Source organism: Bacillus sp. GC_Bacil_1, assembly GCF_026540675.1.
In the GTDB taxonomy this organism is placed as follows: domain Bacteria; phylum Bacillota; class Bacilli; order Bacillales; family Bacillaceae_G; genus Bacillus_A; species Bacillus_A cereus.
Genome location: NZ_JALNUG010000002.1, coordinates 190,261 through 215,974, shown reverse-complemented (window position 1 = coordinate 215,974; position 25,714 = coordinate 190,261). Strand labels below are relative to the sequence as shown.

Here is a 25,714-nt window from a genome sequence, read left to right as displayed (position 1 = left end):
AATAATAAAAAGTTCTTATGAACTTATAATATGTTTTGTTTCATTTAAAGTCAATTCTGTTTTGCTTAATTTTTCCTTTGTCACCAAACTGTCGGAAGTAAATAATACTTGCATATTTCGACAAAAGTTCATATAATAAGTTCATAAGAACCTTTAAAATGTTCTTAAAAATAAATCTATCATTCTGAATTTACTAGAAAGATAGATTTCACATATATCTATATAAAAGGAGAATGGATATAATATGTTGAAAAAACTTGTAGCAGTAATGACAGCATTCATGGTTATCTTTGGGGCTAGCAGCTTTATGTTCGTAGATCATGCAGCAGCGAAAAGTTACAAATCTGGTAAAAAATCATTTACACCAAGTTCAGGTCAAAAGTCAAAAGTTGATTTAAACAAAAAAGACTCAAATGTAAATTCTCAAAAAACGACTCCAGATTCAAAAACGAAAGCAACAAACACAGCACCAAAAAGTAATAAAGGAAGCTTTATGAAAGGTTTATTACTAGGTGGTCTTGGTGGTTTACTAATGGGTAGCTTATTTGCAAATATGGGAGCTCTTGGTTCTGTATTAGCATTTATGGTAAATATGTTAGTAATGGCTGGTATCGTAATGTTAGCAGTTCGTGCATTTAAATACTTCAAAGACCAACGTAAAAAGAAGGCAGATGAAGTAGCATGGAAACAATAAAAATTTCTGAACAAGAATTAATAAATGCGCTTTGCGTATATATAGCTGAAAAAAGACAAGTGGGTCCAGAAGAAGTGTTAGTTGAACTCATGTATGACGATGACTACGGTTTCTCTGCGGAAGTAGAGGTAAATGGTCGCCAGCAAATTTTAATTCAAGCAAACTTAATCGAAGCATTACGCTTATTGCTTGACAGAGAATATAATGTCAATTCATTCGCAGCGAGATTACAACTTGAATTAGATGATGAAGAAGGTATTTACGCATTAGCGAAATTTAATAGTGATGAACAATAAGACTGTTAGGGCTTTATGCTCTAGCAGTTTTTTATTTTAATTTATATTTTTAGTATGTTTCCTATTTTAGGATAAAATTCAATTTTTAATAAACTGATGAATTGGTAAAAATATGTTATTCTTATTAAGAATGTTTTATGTTAATAGAAGGATATTATGAAAAAGAAATTATTAGCAACAATTGCTGCGGTATGTTTATCTTTAACTGCTTGTAATTCAACGGAGCAAACAAAAGATGTACAAGCGAATGAAAAAAAAGATAAGAATACTGAACAGCAAACAGCAACAACTAGCCCGAAAGCTAAAGAGATAAAAGAAAAAAGTGCAGTGGAGAGATTATCACAAGATCATAGTGTTTCGTTAGAAGGTGATGGTGCGAATTCTTCTGATTTTTTTGAGTTAAAATCCGGATTTGTTATTGCGGAAGTAGAACATACAGGAGAAAGTAATGCAATTCTAGAGTTAAAAGATGAACAAGGTAATGACTCTGGTTCACTTTCGAATTTTATTGGTAATGGAAAAGAAAAACGTGTAGTTTTATTAAACAAGAGTGGAAAATATTTTATTAATCCAATGGCAGATGGTCACTGGAAAGTGAATATGTCTCAGTCTATTCCAATAGATAAAGTAGTAACAGCTCCAGGAACAATTAGTGGTCACGGATCTGATGTTGTTTTTGTGAAACTTGAAAAAGGTTTGAAAGAATTGCATGGTGTACATAAGAATGGTGAAAGTAATTTTGTAGTGGATTTAAACGATAGCATGATATTTAATGAAATTGGTGCTGCCGATACTACGAAAAAAGTACCTGTAAAAGAAAATGGTATACATATATTCACTATTCAAGCTGATGGTGATTGGACAATCGAAGTGAAATAATTTGAAAAGCTCTCCTTATGTTTTTGATAAGGGGAGCTTTTTGACAAATAAGTCTTATTAAATAATTTCTTGTTGTTTATAGAAATCTTTATCATTTGTTTGGAATTTATGCCATAAATCATTCATCTTTCGTCTACCGATATCTACCATCGGATTAAACTGAATTGCAGCTTTCTGACGAACAGAGTGAACGTTTTGAATGGCGTGATATAATTGTTGGTCGACTATATCATGTTGTTCACCTGCATATTTAGCAATAGATAGACCTGCAACAGTTCCTTGCGCCATCGCAATTTTTCCGCTTTCAATGCCTGTAATATTGCCAGCTACAAATAAACCAGGAAGAGGGGTTTCCATTGTTTCGGAATGGAGAGGAACGTGTCCACCTAATTCTGAAATGTAATGGAAGGGACAACCAGCTACAGCTGCAAGTTCGGCAAGTGGGTATAATCCCCCAGCAATACAAACAAAATCTGCTTCATATATTTTCTCTGATCCATTAATAACATTTCCTTTAGAGTCAATATTAGCAATGCGTACACCTTCAACTTGATCTGTTCCGATAATTTCAAGAGCTGCTTTCCGAAGGTGAAGTGGCGTTCCGTTTATTTTCATTCCGCTGTTTGGATAGAATGTTAATCCAGCTTTTCGAATCCAATCATATTTCATAAAGTGGCTACCTATTCGTAAAATAGCAGAAGGAGCGAGATGTGCTGCATTTAAAAGAGAGTTTAAAACTTCTTCAGGTTCACCAGCTTTTTGACTTAACTCGCTTTTTTCAGGGAGTACAATATGATCTACTTTAATTCCCGCTAATTGCAATTCACTTAAAATGGCGAAAGACAAAATGTTAGCACCAATAATGATTCCTTTTTTTCCAACTTGCACGCGATGAACATTTGTCATAACTTGAGCTGCTCCAATTGACATCACTCCTGGAAGTGTCCAGCCTGGAAGGGGAATAGAATATTCCGCAGCACCAGTAGCAAGTAGTACGAAAGGTGCTTCTAACGTACCGATATTAGTATGTACAAACCAATTATTTTCATCTTTATCTAAATTATAGACCGAAACACCGCACCTGATATGTACTGAAAGTGATTCTGCTTCTTCATGAAGTCGCTTCGATTCCTCTATTCCGTTCCACCATTCTCCAGTAGGCTCTTGATGCAACTGTCCTAACAATCTCCCACCCGGCTTCATAAATTCATCAATAACGAGCACTTTTAGTCCGAAACGAGCACAAGAGATAGAAGCAGATAATCCCGCTGGTCCTGCACCAATGATAATTACATCACTCATCGTTTTTTCACCATCTCTCTCACGATATTCGGATGCTGTTTCCCGCTTTCAACAACCATGTTTTCTTCTACAACAGTTAAGCATGCGCGTACATTTGTTTGATTATTTACTGTCACGCGGCATTCAGAACAGTGCCCAATATTACAATAAATACCTCGCGGTGTCCCGCTATCTTCATGAACTCTTAATGTCCGTATTTCATTTGCTAACAGGGCAGCAGCTATCGTTTCATGTTCATATGCTTCGTATTGATGACCGTTAAATTGAAAAGTAATACGCTCACTACTTTGTAAAGTACCTAAAATAGGGTGATGTGTAATTCTACTCATTTACTTTCACCTACCGATCCAAAAGTAACTGCACGTATTGGTGGTTGATATTTTAACGGTAGTTCATTAAGAGTTACGTCAGGATTCGCATTTTCAATCATTCGATCTATCATTATTCTGCATGTACGACCACCGCAAAATCCCATGCCAGCACGTGTTCTTAGTTTTAATTCTCTTGCCGAGCAGTTATATTCAGCAATTGTCGATTGAAGTTGTCCGTATGTAACCTCTTCACAACGACAAACGATTAAGTTGTTTTTATTGGTCATGTGTATTCCTCCTCTAGTTCGGTTTGCACAAATTATATATGCAAAAATCATGCCAATATAGAGGAAGGAGAGAGAGCTACCTGTAAACGCCTAATCGGTGCATACTGCTTCTTTATTGAAGTCCAAGTTTTTTTAAACGGTTATATAAAGTAGCCCTTGTTACGCCAAGTTGTTTTGCACATTCTAATTTATTCCCATTTAAAATTCGTAAAGCCCTTTCAATAACTTTTTTCTCATGCTCATCCATCTCTTCTTGTAAAGAAAGGATTGTATTATTGTTGCTGAGTAATAAGGAATGAGCTGTATGATTGTCTAAATTTTCGGTTGTATGAAATGGTAAATATTCTTGTTTTATAATTCCGTCTGTCGCAAATACCACAAGTCGTTCAACAACGTTTCGAAGTTCGCGAATATTACCTGGCCAATTGTAATGAAGCAGTTCATGCATAATGCTTGAAGGTAAGTCACGAATTGGTCTGTTATAGTTGATTGAAAAATCGTTTAAGAATGAGTATGTGAGTTCGATAATATCCTCTCGTCTTTCACGCAGCGGTGGAATATGCAGGCTAACTACATTTAAACGATAATATAAATCTTCTCGGAAAGTTCCTTTTCTCATTTCTTCTTGTAAATCCCGATTTGTAGCAGCGATAATGCGGAAATCAATATTAATTTCTTTTTCTCCGCCAACTCGGTAATACTTTCGTTCTTGTAGTACACGTAACAGTTTTACTTGCATATCGAGCGGCATTTCGCCAATCTCATCGAGGAATAAAGTACCGCCTTGCGCGAGTTCAATTTTACCTTTTTTTCCTTTACTATTTGCTCCAGAAAACGCCCCACGCTCGTAACCGAATAATTCACTTTCAAATAACGCTTCTGGAATTGCCCCGCAGTTAATCGAAATGAAAGGCGCCTTCGCTGCCTCACTTGCTTCATGAATTGCTTTCGCAAATACTTCTTTTCCAACTCCGCTTTCCCCAAGTATTAAAACAGTTGATTTCACCGAACAAACTTTTCTAGCTAATTGTATCGTTCTTTGTATAACAGGACTTTTCCCATTCATCGCAAGGAATGGATCGGATTCATCTTTATACTTTGCCACTTCTTGTTCTAAACGGTGCATTTCATGTGACATATTAAATAGTTTTTCATTTAAAGCGACTTGATTTGTAACATCTGTTTCTGAAACGACTGCTCCTATAATTTCATCATTATAATAAACTGGATTTGAATTAATTAATACGAATAAATCGGGACGAGGCTGATGGAACTGAGCGACTATGTTTTTTCCATCATGTAAAGATTGTAAAATTTCCAAGTCTTTATAATCAAAAAAACGAGTAATCGGTTGCCCAATAATTTCATTATGGTTGACTGAAAATATTTTTTCAGCACCATCTGTCCAAGTTCGAACGCATTCTTTACTATCAATGACTGTAACAGAAGAGTCAGTTGTTTGTATTACGGTGTCATAAAATGCCTGTAGTTCATTGTAGGACTTATAAAGAAATGGAATCATTTGCTGAGAAGTTATACAGCATATCGGCTCATCGTTTTCGTTAAGGATGATAACAGCTAATTCATAAGAAAAAGCGTCAATTAGTGCAGTGAATGAGTCATCTACATAAATAATGGCGCAATTATATTCATCTGTAGTAGAAGGGAGATAATAAAACCTTTCGTTTACTTGCTTAATGTGATTAAGGCTACATGTATGATCGATTAAAACACGTTCCAAAAACTCTTGTATAGTCGGAAATGAAAATGCCATAATGCCCTCCTGTTATGTATAAAAATTTTGACAGTGATAAAAAAATAATACACCTATTTACTGTAAATTTAAATTATTTTTACAAATAAAAATATTGTTTATGGAAATTGTATATATGAAGAATTGGCACGTCAATTGCATAAAAGAAAGTGAGAGGTTTAGGGAAAGGAGGAGTATATTGTGAGGCACTGCGACGTTTTAATTATAGGTGGTGGAATAATAGGGTGTTCTATCGCTTATTACACTTCAAAATACGGAAGAGACGTAACAATCATTGAAAAAGGAGAATTTGTCAGCGGGACGTCTTCACGGTGTGATGGGAATATTTTGGCCATTGATAAAGATCCGGGATTTGATAGTCAAATGTCTTTAGTAAGTCAAAAATTAGTAACTGATTTAAGTGAAAAATTAGAGCATTCATTTGAATATAGGGCACCAGGAAGTATTCTCGTATGTGAGTCAGACGAAGAGATGGAAGCTGCGCAACAATGGGTAGATCGGCAAAAAGAAGCTGGATTACCGTTTCGAATGCTTGATAGGCAAGATATAAGAGAAGAGTCGCCTTTTTTTGCTGATGATTTATTAGGCGGTTTAGAATGTGCGACGGATTCAACTGTGAATCCATATCTCCTTGCTTTCTCGCTTCTGTCAGAGGCACAAAAGTTTGGCGCAAAAGCCTTTAAGCAGACCGAAGTAAAGAGTATGAAAATAGAGACGAATGGTTCATTTGTTGTAGAAACTACGAATGGTACTTTTACAGCAAAACAAGTTGTAAATGCAGCCGGTGTGTGGGCTCCTAAGATTGGTCAGATGTTAAATGTAAATATACCAATTGAACCGAGAAAAGGGCATATTATAGTAGCATCAAGGCAACAACATGTAGGATGCCGTAAAGTAATGGAATTCGGTTATTTAATTTCTAAATTTGGCGGAAAAAGAAAAGTAGATGTTTTAACTGAAAAATACGGGGTTGCGCTCGTATTTGAGCCTACTGAAAGTCAAAATTTCTTAATTGGAAGTAGTCGTGAATTTGTAGGGTTTCATACGAGAATAAACAATGAAGTCATTAAATGTATCGCAAATAGAGCGATTCGCTTTTATCCGAAAATGGCAGATATGATGGTAATTCGTTCTTACGCTGGTTTACGTCCGTGGACAGAAGATCATTTGCCGATTATTTCACGAGTGGAACATATTCCGAATTATTTCATTGCCGCTGGACATGAAGGGGATGGGATTAGTCTTGCAGCAGTTACTGGGAAAGTAATTGAAGAGTTATTAAATGAAAAAGAGACAATTATTCCTATTGAACCACTTCGTTTGAGTCGTTTTACAGAAAGGGTGTTAAACGGATGAGGTCACAAAGAGTCTTTACGACTATTGATACACATACGGGCGGGAATCCAACGAGGACATTAATTAGCGGACTTCCAAAGTTGATTGGAGAGACGATGGCAGAGAAGATGTTACATATGAAAAAGGAATATGATTGGATTCGAAAATTGTTAATGAATGAACCGCGTGGTCATGATGTAATGTCAGGGGCATTATTAACAGACCCATGTCATCCTGAGGCTGATATAGGTGTTATATACATAGAGACAGGTGGATACTTACCGATGTGCGGTCACGATACAATCGGTGTATGTACAGCGTTAGTTGAATCAGGTTTAATTCCAGTAGTTGAACCGATTACTTCTTTAAAACTAGATACCCCGGCTGGCTTAGTGGAAGTAGATATTGCTGTTCAAGATGGAAAAGCAAAAGAGGTATCTTTCTGTAACATACCAGCTTTTTTATTGAAAAATATTACTGTACACGTCAAAGACATTGGAACTGTAGAGGCTGATATTGCGTATGGAGGGAATTTTTATGCCATTATTGATGCGAAGTCAGTAGGCCTAGAATTAGTACCAGAAAATGCATCTACAATCATCGATAAGGCGATTCATATAAGAAACACAATTAATGAGAAGTTTGAAATCATTCATCCAGAGTATTCGTTTATTAGAGGATTAACACATGTTGAATTTTATACAGATGCTACTCATGAATGTGCGCATGTGAAAAATACAGTTGTTGTACCACCAGGCGGAATAGATCGATCCCCATGCGGTACAGGAACATCTGCGAAGCTAGCTGTATTATACGCTCAGAAAGAAATCAAAATTGGTGAAGAGTTCATTCATGAGAGTATCGTTGGTTCTTTATTTAAAGGATATGTCGTGAATACGACACATGTTGAAAATATTGAAGCTGTCATAACGAAAATTACGGGATCAGCTTGGCTTATGGGTATGCATAAATTTTTTTACAATGAAATGGATCCACTCAAAGAAGGATTTTTGCTAATTCCGCCGATGGAACATGAAACGGAGGATATAAAATGAACATTCAAAAAATGTATACAGCAGTAGACGTACATGTAAATGGCGAGGCATTTCGTGTAATGAAAGACGTACCATGCAAATACTACTACAGTTTGGAGCAATTAAATGAACAATTTTCAGGTGAATTAGCAGAAGAGATGAAGCTTTTATTAAATGAACCACGTGGTTTTATCGGTTTGAATGGGTGTATTGTCGTTCCATCTATCCATAATGAAGTGGATGCAGCTGTATTATTTTTTAATCATGAAGGTTCGATTCCGCTTCATTATGGGGGCATTGTTGCGGTAATAACGATGTTACTCGAAAGTGGGTATTTAAAAAAGAGAGAGTCCAATCAATACAAAATTGAAACGTTATCTGGAATATTTTTAGTTCATGCGTATGTAGAGAATGATGAAGTTATATCTGTTTCGTTTGAAAGCAAACTTTGCTATTTGATTGAGGAAAATTTACAGGTTGGTAATGTAAGTTATTCTCTCATACAAGCAGATAAAGTATATGCAGTTGTAGAAAAAGGTGCGTATTCGCCAGAAATTCGTGTTGAAAACATTTCAGAATTGAAAAGATGGGGAGAAGCTACACTGCAGGCTATACAAAAACAGTCGCTAATAAAAAGGCTTATTTTAGTAGATCCTTCGCAAAAAGAAAAGAACCATATAAAGTCGATTACATTTCATGAAGATAACTTTATCGTACGTTCGCCAGGTTTTGTTTCTACTATCGTTTCCTATGTTCATGCATTATTTAAAAATGATTATATGGCGGATAAACCTTTTAAAAATGAAAGTATATTTAATAGTTTTATAACTGTGGAAAAAGTGAAGAAGGAGGAACTAGGATACATTTTCCGTTTTGAAAGTAGAGGATTTATTACAGGGATGCAGACGTTTCTATTAGACCCTACGGATCCGTTTCCGGCAGGATTCTTATTAAAATAAAATGTGATAGGGAGAGATAAATATGCAAAAAATTAAAGGGGCATTTCCAGTATTAATAACACCGATGGATGAATTTCAGGAAATTAATTGGGATGGGGTAAAACAAAATGTAAATTACTTTATCGAACAAAAGGTTGCAGGTATTATCATTAATGGAAGTACAGGAGAGTTTGTAAGTTTATCAAAAGAAGAACGATTTAAAATGGTAGAAACTGTGTTGAAAGAAATTGATGGCCGTATTCCAGTCATTGTTGGAACTGCAGCAGAGACCACAAAAGAAGCAATTGAATATACGAAACATGCAGAAGCGCACGGAGCGGATTGTGCATTAATTATAAACTCTTACTATTGTAAACCGAAGGAAGAGGAGATTTATTTTCATTTTAAAGAAATCTCAAACTCTGTAAATATACCAATTATGCTATACAATAACCCATTTACTTCTGGTGTCGATATGAGTACAGAGCTAATGCTCCGTATTGGAAAAGAGTGTGAAAATGTTACACATATTAAAGAATCTAGCGGAGATATTCGAAAAGCGAGAGATTTAGTAAGACAAAGTGAAGGGGCTTTCCAAGTCTTCTGTGGTTCTGAAGATTTAGTTATGGAATCATATTTAGTTGGTGCTTCGGGATGGGTTTCAGTAGCAGGAAATATCGTTCCCGGTCTCGTTACAAAAATGTATGAGCATTTTCAAAATGGTGAATTAGAAAAGGCGTGGGAAATAAACGATGCTATTTTACCACTTTGCGAGTTTCTTGAAGGATCAGGGAAATATGTTCAAATCGTTAAACGTTCCATGGAATTACATGGGCAAGCGGGAGGACCTTCTCGCTATCCAAGACTAGGATTAACTGTTGACGAAGATCAAAAGCTTCAAACGATTTTATCAAATATTGCAGCTCATGCAGCTGTTTAAATAAGGAGGAGAACATAATGTTAAAGACAAATATTGAGCTGAAACCAAAAGTGGAAGCGTTTTTAAATGAAGAAATTAAAATGTTTATTAATGGCGAATTTGTTTCTGCTATTGGCGGAAAGACGTTTGAAACATACAATCCAGCAACAGAAGATGTTCTAGCAGTCGTATGTGAAGCGCAAGAAGAGGATATTGATGCTGCAGTAAAAGCAGCAAGATCTGCATTTAAATCTGGTCCGTGGGCAGAAATGACTACTGCTGAAAGAGCGCATCTTATTTATAAGTTAGCAGATTTAATTGAAGAACATAGAGAAGAATTAGCGCAACTAGAAGCTTTAGATAATGGAAAGCCATATCAAGTAGCACTTGATGATGATATTTCAGCGACTGTAGAAAATTATCGTTATTACGCAGGATGGGCTACAAAAATTATTGGGCAAACAATCCCAATTTCAAAAGATTACTTAAATTACACGAGACATGAACCTGTAGGTGTTGTAGGTCAGATTATTCCGTGGAACTTTCCGCTCGTTATGTCTTCTTGGAAAATGGGAGCTGCACTGGCGACAGGTTGTACGATCGTATTAAAACCAGCAGAGCAAACACCTTTATCCTTACTATATACAGCAAAACTCTTTAAAGAGGCTGGATTTCCAAACGGTGTTGTAAACTTTGTACCAGGCTTTGGTCCTGAAGCAGGAGCAGCAATTGTAAATCATCATGACATTGATAAAGTTGCTTTTACAGGATCTACTGTTACAGGAAAGTATATTATGCGTCAGTCTGCAGAAATGATTAAGCATGTAACGTTAGAGCTTGGCGGCAAATCACCAAACATCATTTTAGAAGATGCGGACTTGGAAGAAGCAATTAATGGTGCATTCCAAGGTATTATGTATAATCATGGTCAAAATTGTAGCGCAGGATCACGTGTATTTGTTCATCGTAAACATTATGAAACTGTAGTAGATGCACTTGTGAAAATGGCGAACAACGTAAAACTTGGAGCAGGTATGGAGAAAGGAACGGAAATGGGTCCACTCGTATCTAAGAAACAACAAGAGCGTGTGTTACATTACATTGAGCAAGGGAAGAAAGAAGGTGCTACAGTTGCGGCTGGTGGCGAACGTGCGCTTGAAAAAGGTTATTTCGTTAAACCAACTGTATTCACAGATGTTACAGACGATATGACAATCGTTAAGGAAGAAATATTTGGACCAGTTGTTGTTGTACTTCCATTTGATTCGACAGAAGAAGTAATTGAACGAGCGAACAACTCATCCTATGGCCTTGCTGCGGGTGTATGGACGCAAAATATCAAAACGGGTCATCAAGTGGCAAATAAATTAAAAGCAGGAACAGTGTGGATTAATGATTATAACTTAGAAAATGCAGCTGCACCATTTGGTGGATACAAACAATCTGGTATTGGCCGCGAATTAGGTTCATATGCGCTTGATAATTATACAGAAGTGAAAAGTGTTTGGGTAAATATAAAGTAATAGGGTGTTTTACTGACAAAAATTGAGGGATGAAATAATGAAAGATGCGGACAACTAGAAAGTTTGATAATAGTTGTCCGTTTTCTTATATACAAAATTGCTTTTCAAAAGAATGATAAGGGGGATTTGGATGGAGAATTTAGTAGAATGGTTAGTAGGGCAAGTGTGGAGTATCGGTTTAGTTGTTTTTGCATTAGGGGCAGGCGTATATTTCACGATTGCAACACGTTTTTTGCAAATTCGTTATTTTAAAGAGATGATTAAACTATTATTTGAAGGAAAGAGTTCCGAGACGGGAATATCATCTTTTCAGGCATTTTGTTTAGCCTTATCAGGAAGAGTTGGAATTGGTAATATTGCAGGGGTAGCGACAGCGATCGCTTTCGGCGGGCCTGGAGCTGTATTTTGGATGTGGGTAATGGCTTTGTTAGGGGCAGCGAGTGCGTTTGTTGAATCAACATTATCTCAAGTATACAAAAGTAAAGTAGGGAATGAATATCGCGGCGGTACTCCATATTTCATTGAGAAAGGTTTAAAAATGAAATGGTTTGCAGTCATTGTAGCGGTAGTTGTAACACTTTCATATGGCATGTTATTACCAGGTATTCAATCTAGTAGTATCGCAGTTGGATTCGAAAACTCTAATGGTATTAACAAATATATAACTGGTATATTTTTAGTCGTGTTACTAGCGGCAATTATTTTTGGTGGTGTAAAGAGAATTGCTGGCGTTTCTCAAATGCTTGTTCCATTTATGGCAATTGGTTATGTAATTGTTACATGTATCATATTAATTGCGAATGTAACGGAGATCCCAAGTATGTTTGCTTTAATTTTCTCTAGCGCATTTGGTGTAAATGAAATGTTTGGTGGAATTGTTGGTGCAGCTATTGCATGGGGTGTAAAACGTGCTGTATTTTCAAACGTTGCTGGTGTCGGAGAAGCGACGTATAGTTCGGCTGCTGCTGAAGTATCGCATCCTGCAAAACAAGGATTAGTTCAAGCGTTTTCCGTATATATCGATACAATTGTCGTATGTACAGCGACAGCTCTTATGATATTAATTACAGGTATGTATAATGTTATACCTGAAGGGAAAAGCGCTATTGTAAAAAACATAGGAAATGTGGAAGCAGGTCCAATTTATACGCAACAAGCAGTTGAAACTGTGATGACAGGGTTTGGTCCAATATTTATTTCAATTGCAATTTTCTTTTTTGCATTTACAACGTTACTCGCTTATTACTATATCGCTGAAACGACACTTACTTATTTAGATCGTCAATTGAAGTATGGCTGGTTAAAACCAGTTTTAAAATTTGGATTTTTAATTATGGTTTACATCGGTAGTGTTGAATCAGCGTCGCTTTTATGGAATCTCGGAGATTTAGGAATCGGTAGTATGGCATGGTTAAACTTAATCGCGATTCTATTATTAAGTAAAATCGCATTAAAAGTGTTAAAAGACTATGAAAGGCAGAAAAAAGAAGGGAAAGATCCAGTATTTAATCCTAAAAATGTGGGGATTGAAGGATTAACATTTTGGGAAGAAAGAAGTAAAGAGGTTGAAAGAAAAAGTTATTGTAGATGATAATTTAAAATTATAACGTAAATTAACTGAAAATTATTAATTCAAAAGAAGGTATATTGCCTCCATTTCATCGCATACTACAATAGGTATGGATAATATGACTGGAGGGAATAAGATGGAACATGAGCAACATAGTTCGATAAATGATATTCTACATCATTATAAAGAAGGTATAGGTAGTTTTACAAATCAAATTCCTGAAATCGCTGAGACATATAATGCGTTCACGCAAGCTTGTTTTCAAGAGGGTGCTTTAACAAAAAGAGAAAAACAACTTATTGCATTAGGAATTAGTTTAGCAACGCAAGATGAGTATTGTACAATTTATCATACAAAAGGTTGTCTTGATCAAGGATGTTCGGATAAAGAGATTCTGGAAGCATGTGGTGTTTCAGCAGCATTTGCTGGCGGAGCTGCGATGAGTCAAGCGGTAACTTTAGTGCAAGAGTGTTTAACAGAACTGAAAAATCAAAAGCATTGAATAAAAAACGTTTTAAACTTTATGTTTAAAACGTTTTTTATGTGAAATTAAATTTGAGTATAAACATTATCTAGGATGGGTTCAATTTTTATCGTTTTCAATTTGTATTCAATTTAATATTCTATATCTTCATAAATAGATTTTCCTACATCAGGAAGAATTGTGTATATACTCTTACCGATTAAAGCTTCTAATTCTTTCTTAATCGCATAAAACCCTTTCCAATGTAAAGATGTATAAGATGTTGTACCATGACGCAAACCAACGGAAATTAATCTTCTTTCCAGCGTAGTAAAGCCATCTGCGTCAGCAAGAGCGTCACAAAGAGTAATTACTTTATTATATAAGTCGTAGTTACTATGTTCATTCAATATTGCAACTAATCGGCTTTTCATATGGTCAGGAACGAGACTCCATTCCGCTGCGATATCTATATGTTCATTTTTACAGGGAAATGAGTGTGTCACACAAATAATGGCGTTTCCTGTATATCCTAAATCATTCATATACATATAACCATCATAGGAATGAATGACCGATTTGGTAAAACCTTTGTATCTTCCGATATCATGCAAAAGGGCAGCGTTATATGCTATGTCAGCATCTAGCTTGTACCCTTTTTTTATAAGTTCTATAATTATGTTTTCAGTTGCATGAGCAACATGTAGTGAATGTTCAAACCAAGGGCCCGGGTTTTGTTCATATGCCCATTTGAGTAATTCTTTTGCGTACGTTCTATCTAATATATATTTCATATCGTTATCCTTTCAAAAAAAATCATATCTTAATATAAATTCATCTTATTATTTCATTATTCCTTCTTTAAAAATTGTTACAATGAAACAAAAGGGGGAAAAGTAATGCGAAATTTAGTAATTGAAGAAATTAAGAAACTAGAAAATGATATGGAAGAACTTTCGAAACTTTTGAAAATGGTTGTAAATGATGGGGCATCAATTGGTTTTTTGCCTCCACTGGAACAAAAAGACGCAACAAAGTATTGGCAAACAGTATTAGCGCCAGAAGTGATATTGTATGTGGCTAAAATAAACAACGAAGTAGCAGGGAGTATTCAATTACAATTAGTTACAAAGCCTAACGGAATTCATAGAGCCGAGATTTGTAAATTAATGACTCATCCAAACTTTAGACGTAACGGTATTGGACGATCGCTTATGCAAAAAGCAGAGGAACGAGCAAAGCAAGAAAACAGGTCTCTTTTAGTATTAGATACTAGAGAAGGAGATCCTTCCAATAAATTGTACAAATCACTAGACTACCAAGAAGTTGGAACAATACCAGGGTATGCAATTTCTCCGAATGGAAAGTTAGATGCTACGGTTATTTATTATAAAAACATTTAAGGTATAATCAAACGGGGAGAGTGCTTAATTATTAGTAAGTGAATAATAAACGACTATTTTTAACACAGTCTATATTTTTCTGGCGGTGTTAAAATAGTTAATTATAATCTAATTAACGCACTAAATGAATTTGAGAAAGTTTTTAGAGGGTTCTTTTAGTAATGATTCTCGTCTTATAATAAATGTAGAGAAGATGACTAGGCAACTATAGTTATTTTCGCTTTATTATTGGAAGGGGATGAAAGAATGAAAAAGAATAGTTTACAAAAGATGAAGAAAGTTATTTTAAGTGGTGGCGTATTACTTACGGGATTATTAACATTTGGATTTTCAGAAAAGGCTTCAGCTCATGGATATGTAGAATCACCAGCGAGCCGATCTTATTTATGTAAGCAAGGGGTAAATGTAAATTGTGGACCGATTCAATATGAACCACAAAGTGTAGAAGGGATAGGTGGATTTCCGCAACTAGGACCTTCTGATGGACAAATTGCAGGGGCTGGTCATTTTCCTGCGTTAGATGTTCAAACTGTAGATAGGTGGAAGAAAGTTACGTTAAATGGCGGAACGAATACATTCAAGTGGAAACTTACGGCTCCTCATAGTACAAAAGAGTGGAAATATTATATTACGAAAAAAGGTTGGAATCCAAATAAACCTTTAACGCGATCAGATTTAGATTTAGTGCCATTCTATGTGAAAAATGACGGTGGAGCTAGACCAGGGACAACAGTAACGCACGAAGCAAATGTACCAACTGACCGTAGTGGATACCATCTTATTTTAGCTGTTTGGGAAATTGCAGACACTGGAAATGCGTTTTATCAAGTTATAGATGTAAACCTTTTGAATAATGGCTTAGCTTCAAATTTCGCTTTTAACAACGTAGTGCAAACTCCTACACTATTTTAATTGAAACATATATTTCGATCATCTAATTTATTTTAGATGATTTTTTTATGAAAATGATGAAAAATATAGAAGAAAGTGCAATTATTTATAAAAAAATATGCTTTAAATATTGTCATATTTGCTTCTTTAAGATATCCTTTTCATGAAGAGGTGGAAAACATGGAAAAAGTACTAGTTTTCGGGCATAAAAACCCAGATACAGATGCAATTTGTTCTGCAATTGCTTATGCAGAATTGAAAAAAGAATTAGGAATGAATGCTGAGCCTGTACGTTTAGGCGAAATCAGCGGTGAAACTCAATTTGCGTTAGACTATTTTAAAGTAGAAGGACCGCGTTTTGTTGAGACAGTAGCAAGCGAAGTGGACAACGTTATTTTAGTTGACCATAACGAGCGTCAACAAAGTGCTAACGATATCGAATCAGTTCGTGTGTTAGAAGTTATTGACCATCACCGTATTGCTAACTTTGAAACAAGCGATCCTATATACTATCGTTGTGAGCCAGTTGGATGTACAGCTACAATCTTAAACAAAATGTACAAAGAAAATGGCGTTACAATTCGTAAAGAAGTTGCAGGTTTAATGTTATCTGCAATTATTTCAGATTCTTTACTATTCAAATCTCCAACTTGCACAGAACAAGACGTAGCAGCTGCTCGTGAATTAGCGGAAATCGCTGGTGTAGATGCTGATAGCTACGGCTTAGAAATGTTAAAAGCTGGTGCTGACTTAAGCGGAAAAACAATGGAGCAATTAATCTCTCTTGACGCTAAAGAATTCCAAATGGGTAATGCGAAAGTTGAAATCGCACAAGTAAACGCTGTTGATACAAACGACGTTCTTGTACACCAAGCGGAACTTGAAAAAGTAATCTCTGCAGTAGTAGAAGAAAAAGGTTTAGACCTATTCTTATTCGTTGTAACTGATATCTTAACTAACGATTCTGTCGGTCTTGCGATCGGTAAAGCAGCAAACGTTGTTGAGAAAGCATACAACGTATCACTAGAAAACAACACAGCTACTTTAAAAGGTGTTGTATCTCGTAAAAAACAAATCGTACCAGTATTAACAGAAGCATTCCAAGCTTAATTTTATTGAGTACACATAAACAGCAAGGACAAGTAGTCAGATTGGCTACTTGTCCTTTTTTATCTCTAAAAAACAGAAAATTAAAAACGGGAGGATTGTGTATGTTGAATGATTTGGAGAGTAAATTACAGTCACTTTTAGAGCGAAATATTACGTCGGTTTCAGAATTAGAGAGCTGGCTTTCGGAGGAGCTGCGTTTAAACGCAGAAATAGAAGAAGAGTTAACGATCAATTTAATCGCTATGTATAGAGATACAAAAGATAGTAATATACGTGATATACATATGTATAACCAAAATGAAATTCAGCCACTTTTAAAAAGATACAATGCAAAATTTGACCAGAAATTTAGAGATTGTCCGTTTTCTGATTTATTAGATGAGCAGAAATATGGATTTATGAAAAAAGCAAGATTTGTGAAGAGTGAAATGTTTAATGAAAAGAACATAGCGCTTTCCGTTAAAGAGCAAGAACTTATTACGAAATATAGAGAAATAATGTCTAACATATCTATTAATTGGGAAGGCGAGCAAAAGACGTATGCATACGTAAAAGCAAGGATAGATAACCCAAATAGAGCTATTCGTGAAAAAGCTTGGTACGCTTTATGCGAAGCAAGAAGTATAGTAAAAATAGAAATAGATTGTATTATGAAGGAACTCGTACAATTGCGGAATCAGATGGCTTTAAATGCAGGGTTTAATAATTATAGTGAGTATGCCTTTAAACAAAAAAATAGAGATTACAGTATTGAAGATTGTTATAAGTTTCATGAGTCGATAGAAAAGTGTGTTGTACCAATTTGGAAACAGTTAGGAAGTCTTTTTAAAAAGAATCTTGATGTAAAAACGTATCGTCCTTGGGATCTTGCTCCTTGTAATTTGCAAAAATCTTCATTTGAAAATTACATTGATTTATTGGATGGGGTTGAAGAAATGTTTCGGAAGACAGATTCATGTTTTCATGAGGAATTTACTCATATAAGGGAAGCGGGATTAATTGACGTACAAGAACGGAAAAATAAAGCATCAGGAGCTGCTTGCTTTACCTTACCTCATAGTAAAGACGTTTTTATTTATTCTAATTTTAGTCCGTCATTTTATGCAATTCATGCATTAATACATGAATTGGGGCATGCATTACATTTTCATAAACAATTTAACAATGAAAGTAGTATGCAGGAAAGATACCTTCGTGAAGAGGTGGCGGAACTTTATTCCCTTAGCCTGGAGTTATTATTAATGGATAAGCTTACTATTTTTTATACGCAAGAGGATGATTATAAAGAAGTACAGCGAGTTCAATTATATCGTACTTTATCGTTATTAATATCGTCAGTTTCAGGAGATGTATTCCAGCACTGGCTTTATACAAATCCAAATCATTCACCAGAAGAGCGAGATGAGAAATATATTGAACTATGTAAAAGGTATCAATATTCATCAGTTGATATTGCAGGAGTAGAGAATGAAATTGGTTCTAGTTGGTTCGAGTCATTTCACTTTGTTCAGTTTCCTTTTTATAAAATTGAATATGCAATTGCACAAATAGGAGCGATTCAATTGTTTCAAATTTATCGAGAGAATCCGGAACAAGCGATTACTTTCTTTAAAGAGGGAGCGAGTTCAGATTGGAATTTATCTATACAGGAAATATATAAAAATACAGGTGTTGCGTTTGACTTTTCGGAAGAAAGGATACAAAGTACTGCAAGGGCTATTTTAGATTTGATTAACGAATTAAAATAAGGATAGCGTTAGCTATCCTTACAATTGTTTATTCGTAAGATTTTTTCTTGTTTATATAAAATGTGATTATCGCAGTAATGAAGAAAATAGGTATCGCATACACTTGCCCAACAAATAACTTCCAGCCGACATAATTGTAGCCTTCAGATGCTGGGATGATAACGGAAATAACGCAAACGATAAAATAGACTAATAGTGCAGGGATAATATTTTTCATTTTTACGAACCTCCTTTTTAATTTTTATTCGTACATCATAATATTGCGATTTGTTTTTATTATTTTGAAGAAAAAAAGAAAAATTTTTATGGTATTATAATATTTGCATTGAGAGTGATCCATAGCACTTATATGGTAAAATGTGTAATTAAAACTTTCAGAATTATTATATAGTATTTCGAGAGAAAAATGTACAAAATAATGGATTTTATTTATTGAAGTAAAGGGAGTAGAAATATATATGAAAAGGCTATGTATAATTCCATGTGGAAAAAAGAAAATTTGGGATAAGCATTCAAACTACGGACCGATGGAAGCAAAAGATGTATATATTAGTCCGTTCGGAAAAGCATGTCAGGCGTACGCATCCATGTTTTTCGAAAACTGGGTTATATTATCAGCGAAACATGGATTTTTAAGGCCAAATGATATTGTATTAAAAAACTATGATCTTGCATTTGATTCAAAAAGCGATGAGGTAATAAGTATAGAGAAATTACAAAAACAGATGGTAGATAAAAGTTTACTACAGTTTGACGAAATCGTCTTACTAGCAGGGAAGAAGCATAAAAAAGTAGTGACAAAGTTATATCCAGAAGAAATGATTACATATCCGCTAGAGGGGTGTAAAGGAATTGGGTATATGTTGCAGAGGTTAAAAGAGGCAGTGAAGGAGGAGGCGGAAATATAGGTATAGTTTCGGTCACCATGATCTTAAACTTTATTTAGGAAACTTAAAAGTAAAATAGAGTTTTTAAGCATCGCCAAAAAGGTGATGCTTTTTTGTTCGTGTTACCATTCAAGTTAATACAATTTAGAGAATAAAGAATCCGATTTGTGAAGTGACATCTCTTTTTTAATCGAAAACGAATTGCCTTCACTTTTAGAAAATGTATGACGTATTGGTGCAGTTAAGATTGTAAGTGGGAATAGCAATGAGACAAGTTTTGAATAGGATATTAAGAAAGGAGATGTTGATGAATAATGGCCAGATATAGTTTGCACGGAGGACACAATAGTATTGTTCAAGGTGCTAATTTTGGGAATCGGAGAGAACACGTTCTGGATAGGCAAGTTAAAGATGCTGTGGCGGCTAAGTTAAGAGCCTTGGGACACACGGTTTATGACGATACGGACGAGGTAGGGACAACTCAATCACAAAATTTAAATAATATTATTCGTAAAAGCAATTCCCATGCTGTGGATTTAGTTATTTCTTTTCATCTTAATGCGAGCAATGGAAATGGACAGGGTGTTGAGGTTCTGTATTATGATCAGAAAGACTTGGCGGCTAAAATCTCAGCTCAACTAGCAAAAGATATTGGATGGCGTGATCGAGGTGCGAAACAGCGTACAGATTTAGCGGTATTAAATGGGACGAAAGCACCTGCTATTCTTATAGAATTAGGATTTATTGACAATGAATCCGACATGGCAAAATGGAATGTTGATAAAATCGCTAATTCTATTGTATTTGCTCTTACAGGACAAACTGGAGGAGGTGCAGTGGATTTGCTCAAAGTAAAAACTGGCGGTGTAGCATTTAGTAATTTACAAGCTTTGGCTCAAGCGATGGTTGATGCGGGTATTGATGGACAAATTGTCGTTCAGAAAGATGGCATTGGTTATGCTATAACGAATGGTTACCCGGCTGGAAATATCGATAAATTTACAGCTTGGTTAGATTCACGTAAGTGGTACTATGAGTATGTGAGATAAGACTAATTATTATATAATCTTCTAACTCTACTTATGATATGGAGAAAATAGACTAATATACAAGCCTTTGTATACTTTCAAACATAGAATATGATGAATTCTATTTAGGAGGAAGTATATTCATGAGGAATACTTGTCATTGTGGGCATTCCCGAAATTGTAATAAATTTTGGGATGATTTAATGTTTGGGAGATGTAGATGTAAACGCAGAGATTTTCACGAATGTTGTTGCAAAGAGAAACCGAAATGTGAGTGTGAAAAATGTCATTGTAAAACAAAACCGAAATGCCATTGTAGGGATGAAGAGGAAGGGGATTAATAATAAAAAAGAGTACGATACGTACTCTTTTTTTGGGGGGGAATTATAATCCATCTTGAACAGATTTCTTTACAATTACCCATGTGTCTTTCTTTTTAACCGTTATAGCTACATTAGTTCCATTAGATTCCTTATAAAAGATATATCCATTGTTTGAGTTTACATATGTTACTGGTTCGCCTATGCAATCTCGCGAGCAGGATTTGTTGACCAATTCAATTAGGGATAGTTCGCTTGGATCGGTTTTGCTTGCTTCTATAACAGCATCAAGGCTTGTTTTTCGATAACCTTGCAAGTTTATATGAAAAAGCTGCTCTATTTCTCCTGTAATGCTAGTATTCATTACTTCTACTGAATTCTTTTTTTCTTGAAGAAAGCCGTTTTCATAAAGTAATTTTGTATAGCCAATCCATGCTATTAACACTAGCATGAAAAACATACCCGTCATTTTAAGTATTCGAAGTCGTTTGCTTATAATTGTTTCTGAGTATTTCATTCACTCTAATCCTCCAATGTTTTTAATTTAAAATATGCTTGGATACATACTTTTAGAAGAGGATGAAAGTTAATGAGTTTTTAATAAAAAAGAAAACATCCAGGGTTAGATGCTTTCTTTTTTTTGTATTTTTGGCTATCTGTTAGTTACTTGTTTCATAAGTGGTCTTATTTCTTTAACTGGTGGTTTCTTATCATAGGCATCAACGTAAGAAAAGTAGTAGTTTAAGTTTCTTAGAAGACCTTTTCCTATTTTTGCACTTAAGAAAGGAAAGACTTGTCCGGTATAATCATCGAGAGATTTACAGTAATATTTTTCATCTAAATATATACTGTATTTACATGTTAGTTCTACTAAAGGATTCCCTTCATCATCAAATACTTCTTTAGAATCAATAATATCTATTAGTGCAAATTTTTCATTTAAGTAAACTTTCTTTTTTTTCTCGTGTTTATTTGTAAGTATAAAAACGAGACCAATCGCGTTAATCAAACTATTTCCTCCTATAAAAAACGGATATTAATAAAATATATCGATATAAGCTAAATGTAAAGAGGAGAGGTGAAATATCATGGAGAGAAAACTAAATAAGCCGATTGGTGAGAGCTGATAATCAGTGGGGGATGAACAAACCCCTCACTGATTAAAGTTTCACTTTATTGAAAGACTTGCGGGAATTGTTTTACGATTGCGTTTGTTATCATGTCAGCCATTTCTAATGCTTTTTTTTCAATTTTATCGTAAAGTTTTACTCCTGCTTCATAATCTTTATTTAGGAAGGCAAGTGCTTCTGCTTTCGTTAGTGCTAAATGTTCATAAAACATTTTTCTAAATTCTTCTTTATCTATATATGGGTTGATACTGTTAAGAAATTCAATAATTGCGTCACCATTAGCGTACCATTTTTTCTCTATAGCGGCCGCTGCATTTTGATTACCAGCTTTTGCGGCTTTAACAAGATCCGCTGCAATTACTAAGTGATCTTTAATTAATGCACTATATTTTTTCACTGCATCCTCACCGTAAAATGGTTCAAGTGATAGTCCCATATGTGTTGCGTTTTGTAGAAGTCGTCCAACAGTAACATTAACATCTGGTAAATTAAATACTATACTTATAATAGCCAATCTCGTCCAAGCGACGTGTTGTTCCCATAAAGAACGCATATACCCTTTTAAAAAATTCTCATTTTTACTAATTCGGTAGTTACGTACGGATAAATCATAGTTTACATAAGGGTTATGGTAGGGGGAGTAATACGATTGCCAATAAGAATACATAAATAGTAACACTCCTTTGAACATGTATAACTCAAAGTATGATAAATATTTATTTTTAGTTACGTGTCCTAGATTATTTTTAGGGAATTTGAAATGGAGAAATTCAACGAATGATGTTGTGGTATATATGAATAAAATGAATATAAAGTAAAAGAGGGTCTGCAAGGGAAGTTACAGACCCTCAAAAGGGTATTGCCGAGATGTCGGACTCGACTACGTAATGTTATCATAAAATTCTTTTGAAAAAACCTGGTAAATGTGTCCAAATGAAATTGGTACCGTCATAAAGTCAAAGGGACCTGCTTCCCGCGGCAGGCCCCATTAACTAGATAATGTCGATGAGCAAAAACTCATCTGGAGTACTTTTATAGTAACAAGTAAAATGTGTTTTGTGTATTGAGAAAGAAGAATTGCATAATTATATGTGAACAATTTAAATCCCAACAATTTATGATTATCATTAATTGTTGGGATTTAAATATAGTTATAAAATGGAGAAAAGGCTTGGAAGTGGGATTGAAGTGCACAGAAGTATGTAATCATGAAAAAGACCTGCTAATATAAGCAGGTCAACTTAAGGGATTTATCCAACAGATTATTATATATGGTAACAACTGAATTGTAGTAAGTCTATACGTTTAATATTGAGAAAACTTCTGTGAATGATATATTTTTTGCGCATATATTAACGTCTAAAAAGTTGAGAAAGAAAATGTAAAAGCTTTTTATAAGAGAGTAATGGCTGGTACTTATAGTATGATTCATATTTCCACGCTTCATTATTTGAGAATTGGAGTTGGTTCGATACCGTTTTCTGTTTGATGGAACTAATATTACGGTGCTTCATATAGTAACCCCCTGAATTCATATGTATAAGATTAGTAGTATTCAAGGAGAATTAATAAAATGTGTATTTATTTTGAAATTCGTTATAATTGCTAATCATTCTCAAAAACGTAAAGAAGCATAAAATAATGAAAAAGCAGGCTGTTAGTCATGTATTCATCACTTTCATGATGCATAAGAGATGATATAATAGGAGTAGATGAAAGATAAAGAAAAGCAGGTGACTCTTTTTTGTTTACTAAAGCACAAGAACTTTTAGCGTCCTACTTTGGTTATTCTTCGTTTCGAAGAGGACAAGATGAAACAATTAAAAATGTACTAGATGGGAAAGATACGGTTTGTATTATGCCAACGGGTGGTGGTAAGTCGATTTGTTATCAAATTCCGGCATTAGTATTTGAAGGAACGACGTTGGTTATATCGCCTCTAATATCACTTATGAAGGATCAAGTAGATACATTGGTACAGAATGGCATTTCAGCTACATATATTAATAGTTCTATATCTATTGCAGAAGCAAATCAGCGAATTCAATTAGCGAAACAAGGACATTACAAGTTACTTTATGTGGCGCCTGAGCGTCTTGATTCGATGGAGTTTGTTGATCAACTTATCGATATGAAAATCCCTATGATTGCGATTGATGAAGCACACTGTATTTCACAGTGGGGACATGATTTCCGTCCAAGTTATTTACATATACATCGCATATTAGATTATCTTCCAGAAAAGCCGCTCGTATTAGCATTAACAGCAACAGCAACACCGCAAGTACGTGATGATATTTGTAACACACTTGAAATTAATCAAGAAAATACAATTATGACAACGTTTGAGCGTGAGAACTTATCGTTTTCTGTCATTAAAGGGCAAGATCGAAATGCATATTTGGCGGATTATATTCGTCAAAATCAAAAGGAATCCGGGATTATATATGCAGCTACTAGAAAAGTAGTCGATCAGTTATATGAAGATTTGATGAAGGCAGGTGTTTCTGTATCAAAATATCATGCTGGTATGAGTGATAGTGATCGAAATGAGCAACAAGAACTCTTTTTACGAGATGAAGTAAGTGTAATGGTAGCAACATCTGCATTCGGGATGGGTATTGATAAATCGAATATTCGTTACGTAATTCATTATCAGCTTCCAAAAAATATGGAAAGTTACTATCAAGAAGCAGGACGTGCTGGTCGTGACGGATTAGATAGTACATGTATATTGTTATATTCTTCTCAAGATGTACAAGTACAGCGTTTTTTAATTGATCAATCAACTGGAGAATCACGTTTTTCAAATGAACTTGAAAAATTGCAAAATATGACCGATTACTGTCATACAGAACAATGTTTACAATCATTCATTTTGCAATACTTTGGAGAAGAACCGAAAGAAGATTGTGGACGCTGTGGTAATTGTACAGACAATCGCGAGAGCATCGATGTGACAAGGGAATCACAAATGGTTTTATCATGCATGATTAGAACGAACCAACGCTTTGGAAAGCAAATGATAGCGCAAGTATTAACGGGGGCGAAGAATAAGAAAGTTATTGAATTTAATTTTCATACTTTACCAACGTATGGGCTTTTATCGAACCGTAGTGTAAAAGAGGTCAGTGAGTTTATTGAGTTTTTAATTTCAGACGAGTTAATTGCAGTTGAACATGGCACTTATCCGACGTTAAAAGTAACTGAAAAAGGGAAAGAAGTATTACTTGGTAAAGAGAATGTTTTACGAAAAGAACGAGTAGAGACAAGACAAATTGTTCAAGACCATCCTTTATTTGAAGTGCTTCGTGAAGTACGTAAAGAAATTGCACAAGGAGAAGGTGTACCTCCGTTCGTTATTTTCTCTGACCAAACATTGAAAGATATGTGCGTGAAAATGCCGCAAAGTGATTCCGAATTGTTGACGGTAAAAGGTATCGGAGAACACAAACTTGTGAAATATGGCTCGCACTTCTTACAAGCAGTTCAGCATTTTATTGAAGAAAATCCAAATTATGCTGAAACGATTAAGACAGAAGTAGTTTCAGAGCGTAAAAAGTCAGGAAAAGCGTCCGCAAATTCTCATTTAGAAACGTATGAAATGTATAAACAAGGTATTGATTTGAATGAGATTGCAAAAGAACGCAACTTATCAAGACAAACAATCGAAAACCATTTAATTCGCTGCTACGAGGATGGAATGGAAGTAGAGTGGCAAAGTTTTGTTCCAGCAGAGTATGAATCTCTTATTGAAACTGCCGTTCAAAATGCAGAGGGTGGTCTGAAATCTATTAAAGAACAGCTTCCGAATGAAGTGAGTTACTTTATGATTCGTGCTTATTTACAAATAAGAAAGTAGAGACATATAA

The 25,714-nt window shown here is 34.9% G+C and carries 27 protein-coding genes; 18 read left to right on the top strand and 9 right to left on the bottom strand.

Annotated elements, in window-relative coordinates; all coding sequences use genetic code 11:
• Positions 1-244 precede the first annotated feature (244 nt).
• From OXT04_RS04160 to OXT04_RS04150, 3 genes are all read left to right on the top strand, one after another.
• Positions 245-694, top strand: coding sequence for a hypothetical protein (locus OXT04_RS04160; RefSeq protein ID WP_000914478.1), 450 nt, complete (start codon positions 245-247; stop codon positions 692-694).
• Positions 682-990, top strand: a complete 309-nt coding sequence (locus OXT04_RS04155; RefSeq protein ID WP_000447760.1) for a YxcD family protein — start codon at positions 682-684, stop codon at positions 988-990. Before OXT04_RS04160 ends, OXT04_RS04155 begins: the two co-directional genes overlap by 13 nt.
• Before the next feature lie 156 nt (positions 991-1,146).
• Complete coding sequence (locus OXT04_RS04150; RefSeq protein ID WP_000727976.1) at positions 1,147-1,869, top strand: hypothetical protein; 723 nt, start codon at positions 1,147-1,149, stop codon at positions 1,867-1,869.
• A gap of 57 nt (positions 1,870-1,926) precedes the next feature.
• Here the strand turns inward: OXT04_RS04150 and OXT04_RS04145 are convergent, their stop codons facing one another.
• From OXT04_RS04145 to OXT04_RS04130, 4 genes are all read right to left on the bottom strand, one after another.
• Positions 1,927-3,171, bottom strand: coding sequence for an NAD(P)/FAD-dependent oxidoreductase (locus OXT04_RS04145; RefSeq protein WP_001286084.1), 1,245 nt, complete (start codon positions 3,169-3,171; stop codon positions 1,927-1,929).
• Positions 3,168-3,500 carry a (2Fe-2S)-binding protein gene (locus tag OXT04_RS04140; protein ID WP_000087063.1) on the bottom strand — a complete coding sequence of 111 codons (333 nt, stop codon included), beginning with the start codon at positions 3,498-3,500 and terminating at the stop codon, positions 3,168-3,170. Before OXT04_RS04140 ends, OXT04_RS04145 begins: the two co-directional genes overlap by 4 nt.
• Positions 3,497-3,769: a (2Fe-2S)-binding protein gene (locus tag OXT04_RS04135; protein ID WP_000182619.1), complete on the bottom strand. Its 273-nt coding sequence runs from the start codon at positions 3,767-3,769 to the stop codon at positions 3,497-3,499. The genes OXT04_RS04140 and OXT04_RS04135 overlap by 4 nt, the downstream gene beginning before the upstream one ends.
• A 112-nt stretch (positions 3,770-3,881) precedes the next feature.
• Positions 3,882-5,543, bottom strand: coding sequence for a sigma-54 interaction domain-containing protein (locus OXT04_RS04130; protein ID WP_097821849.1), 1,662 nt, complete (start codon positions 5,541-5,543; stop codon positions 3,882-3,884).
• Positions 5,544-5,723: 180 nt separating this feature from the next.
• Between OXT04_RS04130 and OXT04_RS04125 the strand changes: the two genes are divergently transcribed.
• The 7 genes from OXT04_RS04125 to OXT04_RS04095 all read left to right on the top strand — a co-directional run bounded on the left by OXT04_RS04125 (position 5,724) and on the right by OXT04_RS04095 (position 13,364).
• Positions 5,724-6,899 carry an NAD(P)/FAD-dependent oxidoreductase gene (locus OXT04_RS04125; protein WP_001215274.1) on the top strand — a complete coding sequence of 392 codons (1,176 nt, stop codon included), beginning with the start codon at positions 5,724-5,726 and terminating at the stop codon, positions 6,897-6,899.
• Positions 6,896-7,933, top strand: a complete 1,038-nt coding sequence (locus OXT04_RS04120) for a proline racemase family protein (RefSeq protein ID WP_001257537.1) — start codon at positions 6,896-6,898, stop codon at positions 7,931-7,933. The genes OXT04_RS04125 and OXT04_RS04120 overlap by 4 nt, the downstream gene beginning before the upstream one ends.
• Positions 7,930-8,871, top strand: a complete 942-nt coding sequence (locus tag OXT04_RS04115; protein WP_001025560.1) for a proline racemase family protein — start codon at positions 7,930-7,932, stop codon at positions 8,869-8,871. The genes OXT04_RS04120 and OXT04_RS04115 overlap by 4 nt, the downstream gene beginning before the upstream one ends.
• Before the next feature lie 22 nt (positions 8,872-8,893).
• On the top strand, positions 8,894-9,790 hold the full coding sequence (gene dapA / locus OXT04_RS04110; RefSeq protein WP_097821848.1) for a 4-hydroxy-tetrahydrodipicolinate synthase: 897 nt from the start codon (positions 8,894-8,896) through the stop codon (positions 9,788-9,790).
• A gap of 17 nt (positions 9,791-9,807) precedes the next feature.
• A complete protein-coding gene (locus OXT04_RS04105; RefSeq protein WP_000920978.1) occupies positions 9,808-11,292 on the top strand; it encodes an aldehyde dehydrogenase family protein in 1,485 nt (494 codons plus the stop codon).
• A 130-nt stretch (positions 11,293-11,422) separates the two neighbouring features.
• Entirely contained in the window at positions 11,423-12,883 is a 1,461-nt protein-coding gene (locus tag OXT04_RS04100) for an alanine/glycine:cation symporter family protein (RefSeq protein WP_374693282.1), read from the top strand.
• Positions 12,884-12,971: 88 nt separating this feature from the next.
• Entirely contained in the window at positions 12,972-13,364 is a 393-nt protein-coding gene (locus OXT04_RS04095) for a carboxymuconolactone decarboxylase family protein (RefSeq protein ID WP_001999958.1), read from the top strand.
• A gap of 113 nt (positions 13,365-13,477) precedes the next feature.
• On the opposite strand, the gene OXT04_RS04090 is transcribed toward OXT04_RS04095, so the two are convergent.
• The gene (locus tag OXT04_RS04090; protein ID WP_097821847.1) at positions 13,478-14,119 is read right to left on the bottom strand and encodes an HD domain-containing protein; all 642 of its coding nucleotides are present in this window, start codon (positions 14,117-14,119) and stop codon (positions 13,478-13,480) included.
• A gap of 105 nt (positions 14,120-14,224) precedes the next feature.
• On the opposite strand from OXT04_RS04090, the gene OXT04_RS04085 reads away from it, so the two are divergent.
• From OXT04_RS04085 to OXT04_RS04070, 4 genes are all read left to right on the top strand, one after another.
• Positions 14,225-14,728 (top strand): GNAT family N-acetyltransferase, encoded by a 504-nt coding sequence (locus OXT04_RS04085; RefSeq protein WP_001245255.1) that lies wholly within the window; start codon positions 14,225-14,227, stop codon positions 14,726-14,728.
• A 246-nt stretch (positions 14,729-14,974) separates the two neighbouring features.
• Positions 14,975-15,640 carry a lytic polysaccharide monooxygenase gene (locus OXT04_RS04080; protein WP_000742277.1) on the top strand — a complete coding sequence of 222 codons (666 nt, stop codon included), beginning with the start codon at positions 14,975-14,977 and terminating at the stop codon, positions 15,638-15,640.
• Between the two features lie 159 nt (positions 15,641-15,799).
• On the top strand, positions 15,800-16,729 hold the full coding sequence (gene ppaC, locus OXT04_RS04075; protein WP_000416871.1) for a manganese-dependent inorganic pyrophosphatase: 930 nt from the start codon (positions 15,800-15,802) through the stop codon (positions 16,727-16,729).
• A 101-nt stretch (positions 16,730-16,830) separates the two neighbouring features.
• A complete protein-coding gene (locus OXT04_RS04070; protein ID WP_086387399.1) occupies positions 16,831-18,477 on the top strand; it encodes a M3 family oligoendopeptidase in 1,647 nt (548 codons plus the stop codon).
• A gap of 28 nt (positions 18,478-18,505) precedes the next feature.
• Here the strand turns inward: OXT04_RS04070 and OXT04_RS04065 are convergent, their stop codons facing one another.
• Complete coding sequence (locus OXT04_RS04065; protein WP_000789485.1) at positions 18,506-18,694, bottom strand: DUF4017 family protein; 189 nt, start codon at positions 18,692-18,694, stop codon at positions 18,506-18,508.
• Positions 18,695-18,935: 241 nt separating this feature from the next.
• Here OXT04_RS04065 and OXT04_RS04060 point away from each other — a divergent pair, with 241 nt between their 5' ends.
• From OXT04_RS04060 to OXT04_RS04050, 3 genes are all read left to right on the top strand, one after another.
• The gene (locus OXT04_RS04060; RefSeq protein WP_000824876.1) at positions 18,936-19,385 is read left to right on the top strand and encodes a DUF6884 domain-containing protein; all 450 of its coding nucleotides are present in this window, start codon (positions 18,936-18,938) and stop codon (positions 19,383-19,385) included.
• Positions 19,386-19,678: 293 nt separating this feature from the next.
• The gene (locus OXT04_RS04055; protein ID WP_000135300.1) at positions 19,679-20,413 is read left to right on the top strand and encodes an N-acetylmuramoyl-L-alanine amidase; all 735 of its coding nucleotides are present in this window, start codon (positions 19,679-19,681) and stop codon (positions 20,411-20,413) included.
• 186 nt (positions 20,414-20,599) lie between these two features.
• A complete protein-coding gene (locus OXT04_RS04050; protein ID WP_000502997.1) occupies positions 20,600-20,782 on the top strand; it encodes a hypothetical protein in 183 nt (60 codons plus the stop codon).
• On the opposite strand, the gene OXT04_RS04045 is transcribed toward OXT04_RS04050, so the two are convergent.
• The 3 genes from OXT04_RS04045 to OXT04_RS04035 form a co-directional block, all read right to left on the bottom strand.
• The gene (locus tag OXT04_RS04045; protein ID WP_000877573.1) at positions 20,777-21,229 is read right to left on the bottom strand and encodes a hypothetical protein; all 453 of its coding nucleotides are present in this window, start codon (positions 21,227-21,229) and stop codon (positions 20,777-20,779) included. The genes OXT04_RS04050 and OXT04_RS04045 overlap by 6 nt on opposite strands.
• Before the next feature lie 135 nt (positions 21,230-21,364).
• The gene (locus tag OXT04_RS04040) at positions 21,365-21,721 is read right to left on the bottom strand and encodes a hypothetical protein (protein ID WP_000606231.1); all 357 of its coding nucleotides are present in this window, start codon (positions 21,719-21,721) and stop codon (positions 21,365-21,367) included.
• A 164-nt stretch (positions 21,722-21,885) separates the two neighbouring features.
• On the bottom strand, positions 21,886-22,509 hold the full coding sequence (locus OXT04_RS04035; RefSeq protein WP_267413239.1) for an acetylglutamate kinase: 624 nt from the start codon (positions 22,507-22,509) through the stop codon (positions 21,886-21,888).
• Positions 22,510-23,586: 1,077 nt separating this feature from the next.
• Between OXT04_RS04035 and recQ the strand changes: the two genes are divergently transcribed.
• Entirely contained in the window at positions 23,587-25,704 is a 2,118-nt protein-coding gene (gene recQ, locus OXT04_RS04030; protein ID WP_267413236.1) for a DNA helicase RecQ, read from the top strand.
• Positions 25,705-25,714: the final 10 nt, after the last annotated feature.

Coding starts and splice junctions, on each gene's coding strand:
- OXT04_RS04090 (WP_097821847.1), bottom strand. CDS start 14,119: ATGAAATATATATTAGATAGAACGTACGCAAAAGAATTACTCAAATGG.
- OXT04_RS04095 (WP_001999958.1), top strand. CDS start 12,972: ATGGATAATATGACTGGAGGGAATAAGATGGAACATGAGCAACATAGT.
- OXT04_RS04105 (WP_000920978.1), top strand. CDS start 9,808: ATGTTAAAGACAAATATTGAGCTGAAACCAAAAGTGGAAGCGTTTTTA.
- OXT04_RS04115 (WP_001025560.1), top strand. CDS start 7,930: ATGAACATTCAAAAAATGTATACAGCAGTAGACGTACATGTAAATGGC.
- OXT04_RS04085 (WP_001245255.1), top strand. CDS start 14,225: ATGCGAAATTTAGTAATTGAAGAAATTAAGAAACTAGAAAATGATATG.
- OXT04_RS04135 (WP_000182619.1), bottom strand. CDS start 3,769: ATGACCAATAAAAACAACTTAATCGTTTGTCGTTGTGAAGAGGTTACA.
- ppaC (WP_000416871.1), top strand. CDS start 15,800: ATGGAAAAAGTACTAGTTTTCGGGCATAAAAACCCAGATACAGATGCA.
- OXT04_RS04145 (WP_001286084.1), bottom strand. CDS start 3,171: ATGAGTGATGTAATTATCATTGGTGCAGGACCAGCGGGATTATCTGCT.
- OXT04_RS04045 (WP_000877573.1), bottom strand. CDS start 21,229: ATGAAATACTCAGAAACAATTATAAGCAAACGACTTCGAATACTTAAA.
- OXT04_RS04035 (WP_267413239.1), bottom strand. CDS start 22,509: ATGTATTCTTATTGGCAATCGTATTACTCCCCCTACCATAACCCTTAT.
- OXT04_RS04130 (WP_097821849.1), bottom strand. CDS start 5,543: ATGGCATTTTCATTTCCGACTATACAAGAGTTTTTGGAACGTGTTTTA.
- OXT04_RS04160 (WP_000914478.1), top strand. CDS start 245: ATGTTGAAAAAACTTGTAGCAGTAATGACAGCATTCATGGTTATCTTT.
- OXT04_RS04150 (WP_000727976.1), top strand. CDS start 1,147: ATGAAAAAGAAATTATTAGCAACAATTGCTGCGGTATGTTTATCTTTA.
- OXT04_RS04060 (WP_000824876.1), top strand. CDS start 18,936: ATGAAAAGGCTATGTATAATTCCATGTGGAAAAAAGAAAATTTGGGAT.
- OXT04_RS04100 (WP_374693282.1), top strand. CDS start 11,423: ATGGAGAATTTAGTAGAATGGTTAGTAGGGCAAGTGTGGAGTATCGGT.
- OXT04_RS04055 (WP_000135300.1), top strand. CDS start 19,679: ATGGCCAGATATAGTTTGCACGGAGGACACAATAGTATTGTTCAAGGT.
- OXT04_RS04065 (WP_000789485.1), bottom strand. CDS start 18,694: ATGAAAAATATTATCCCTGCACTATTAGTCTATTTTATCGTTTGCGTT.
- dapA (WP_097821848.1), top strand. CDS start 8,894: ATGCAAAAAATTAAAGGGGCATTTCCAGTATTAATAACACCGATGGAT.
- OXT04_RS04155 (WP_000447760.1), top strand. CDS start 682: ATGGAAACAATAAAAATTTCTGAACAAGAATTAATAAATGCGCTTTGC.
- OXT04_RS04140 (WP_000087063.1), bottom strand. CDS start 3,500: ATGAGTAGAATTACACATCACCCTATTTTAGGTACTTTACAAAGTAGT.
- OXT04_RS04070 (WP_086387399.1), top strand. CDS start 16,831: ATGTTGAATGATTTGGAGAGTAAATTACAGTCACTTTTAGAGCGAAAT.
- OXT04_RS04080 (WP_000742277.1), top strand. CDS start 14,975: ATGAAAAAGAATAGTTTACAAAAGATGAAGAAAGTTATTTTAAGTGGT.
- OXT04_RS04120 (WP_001257537.1), top strand. CDS start 6,896: ATGAGGTCACAAAGAGTCTTTACGACTATTGATACACATACGGGCGGG.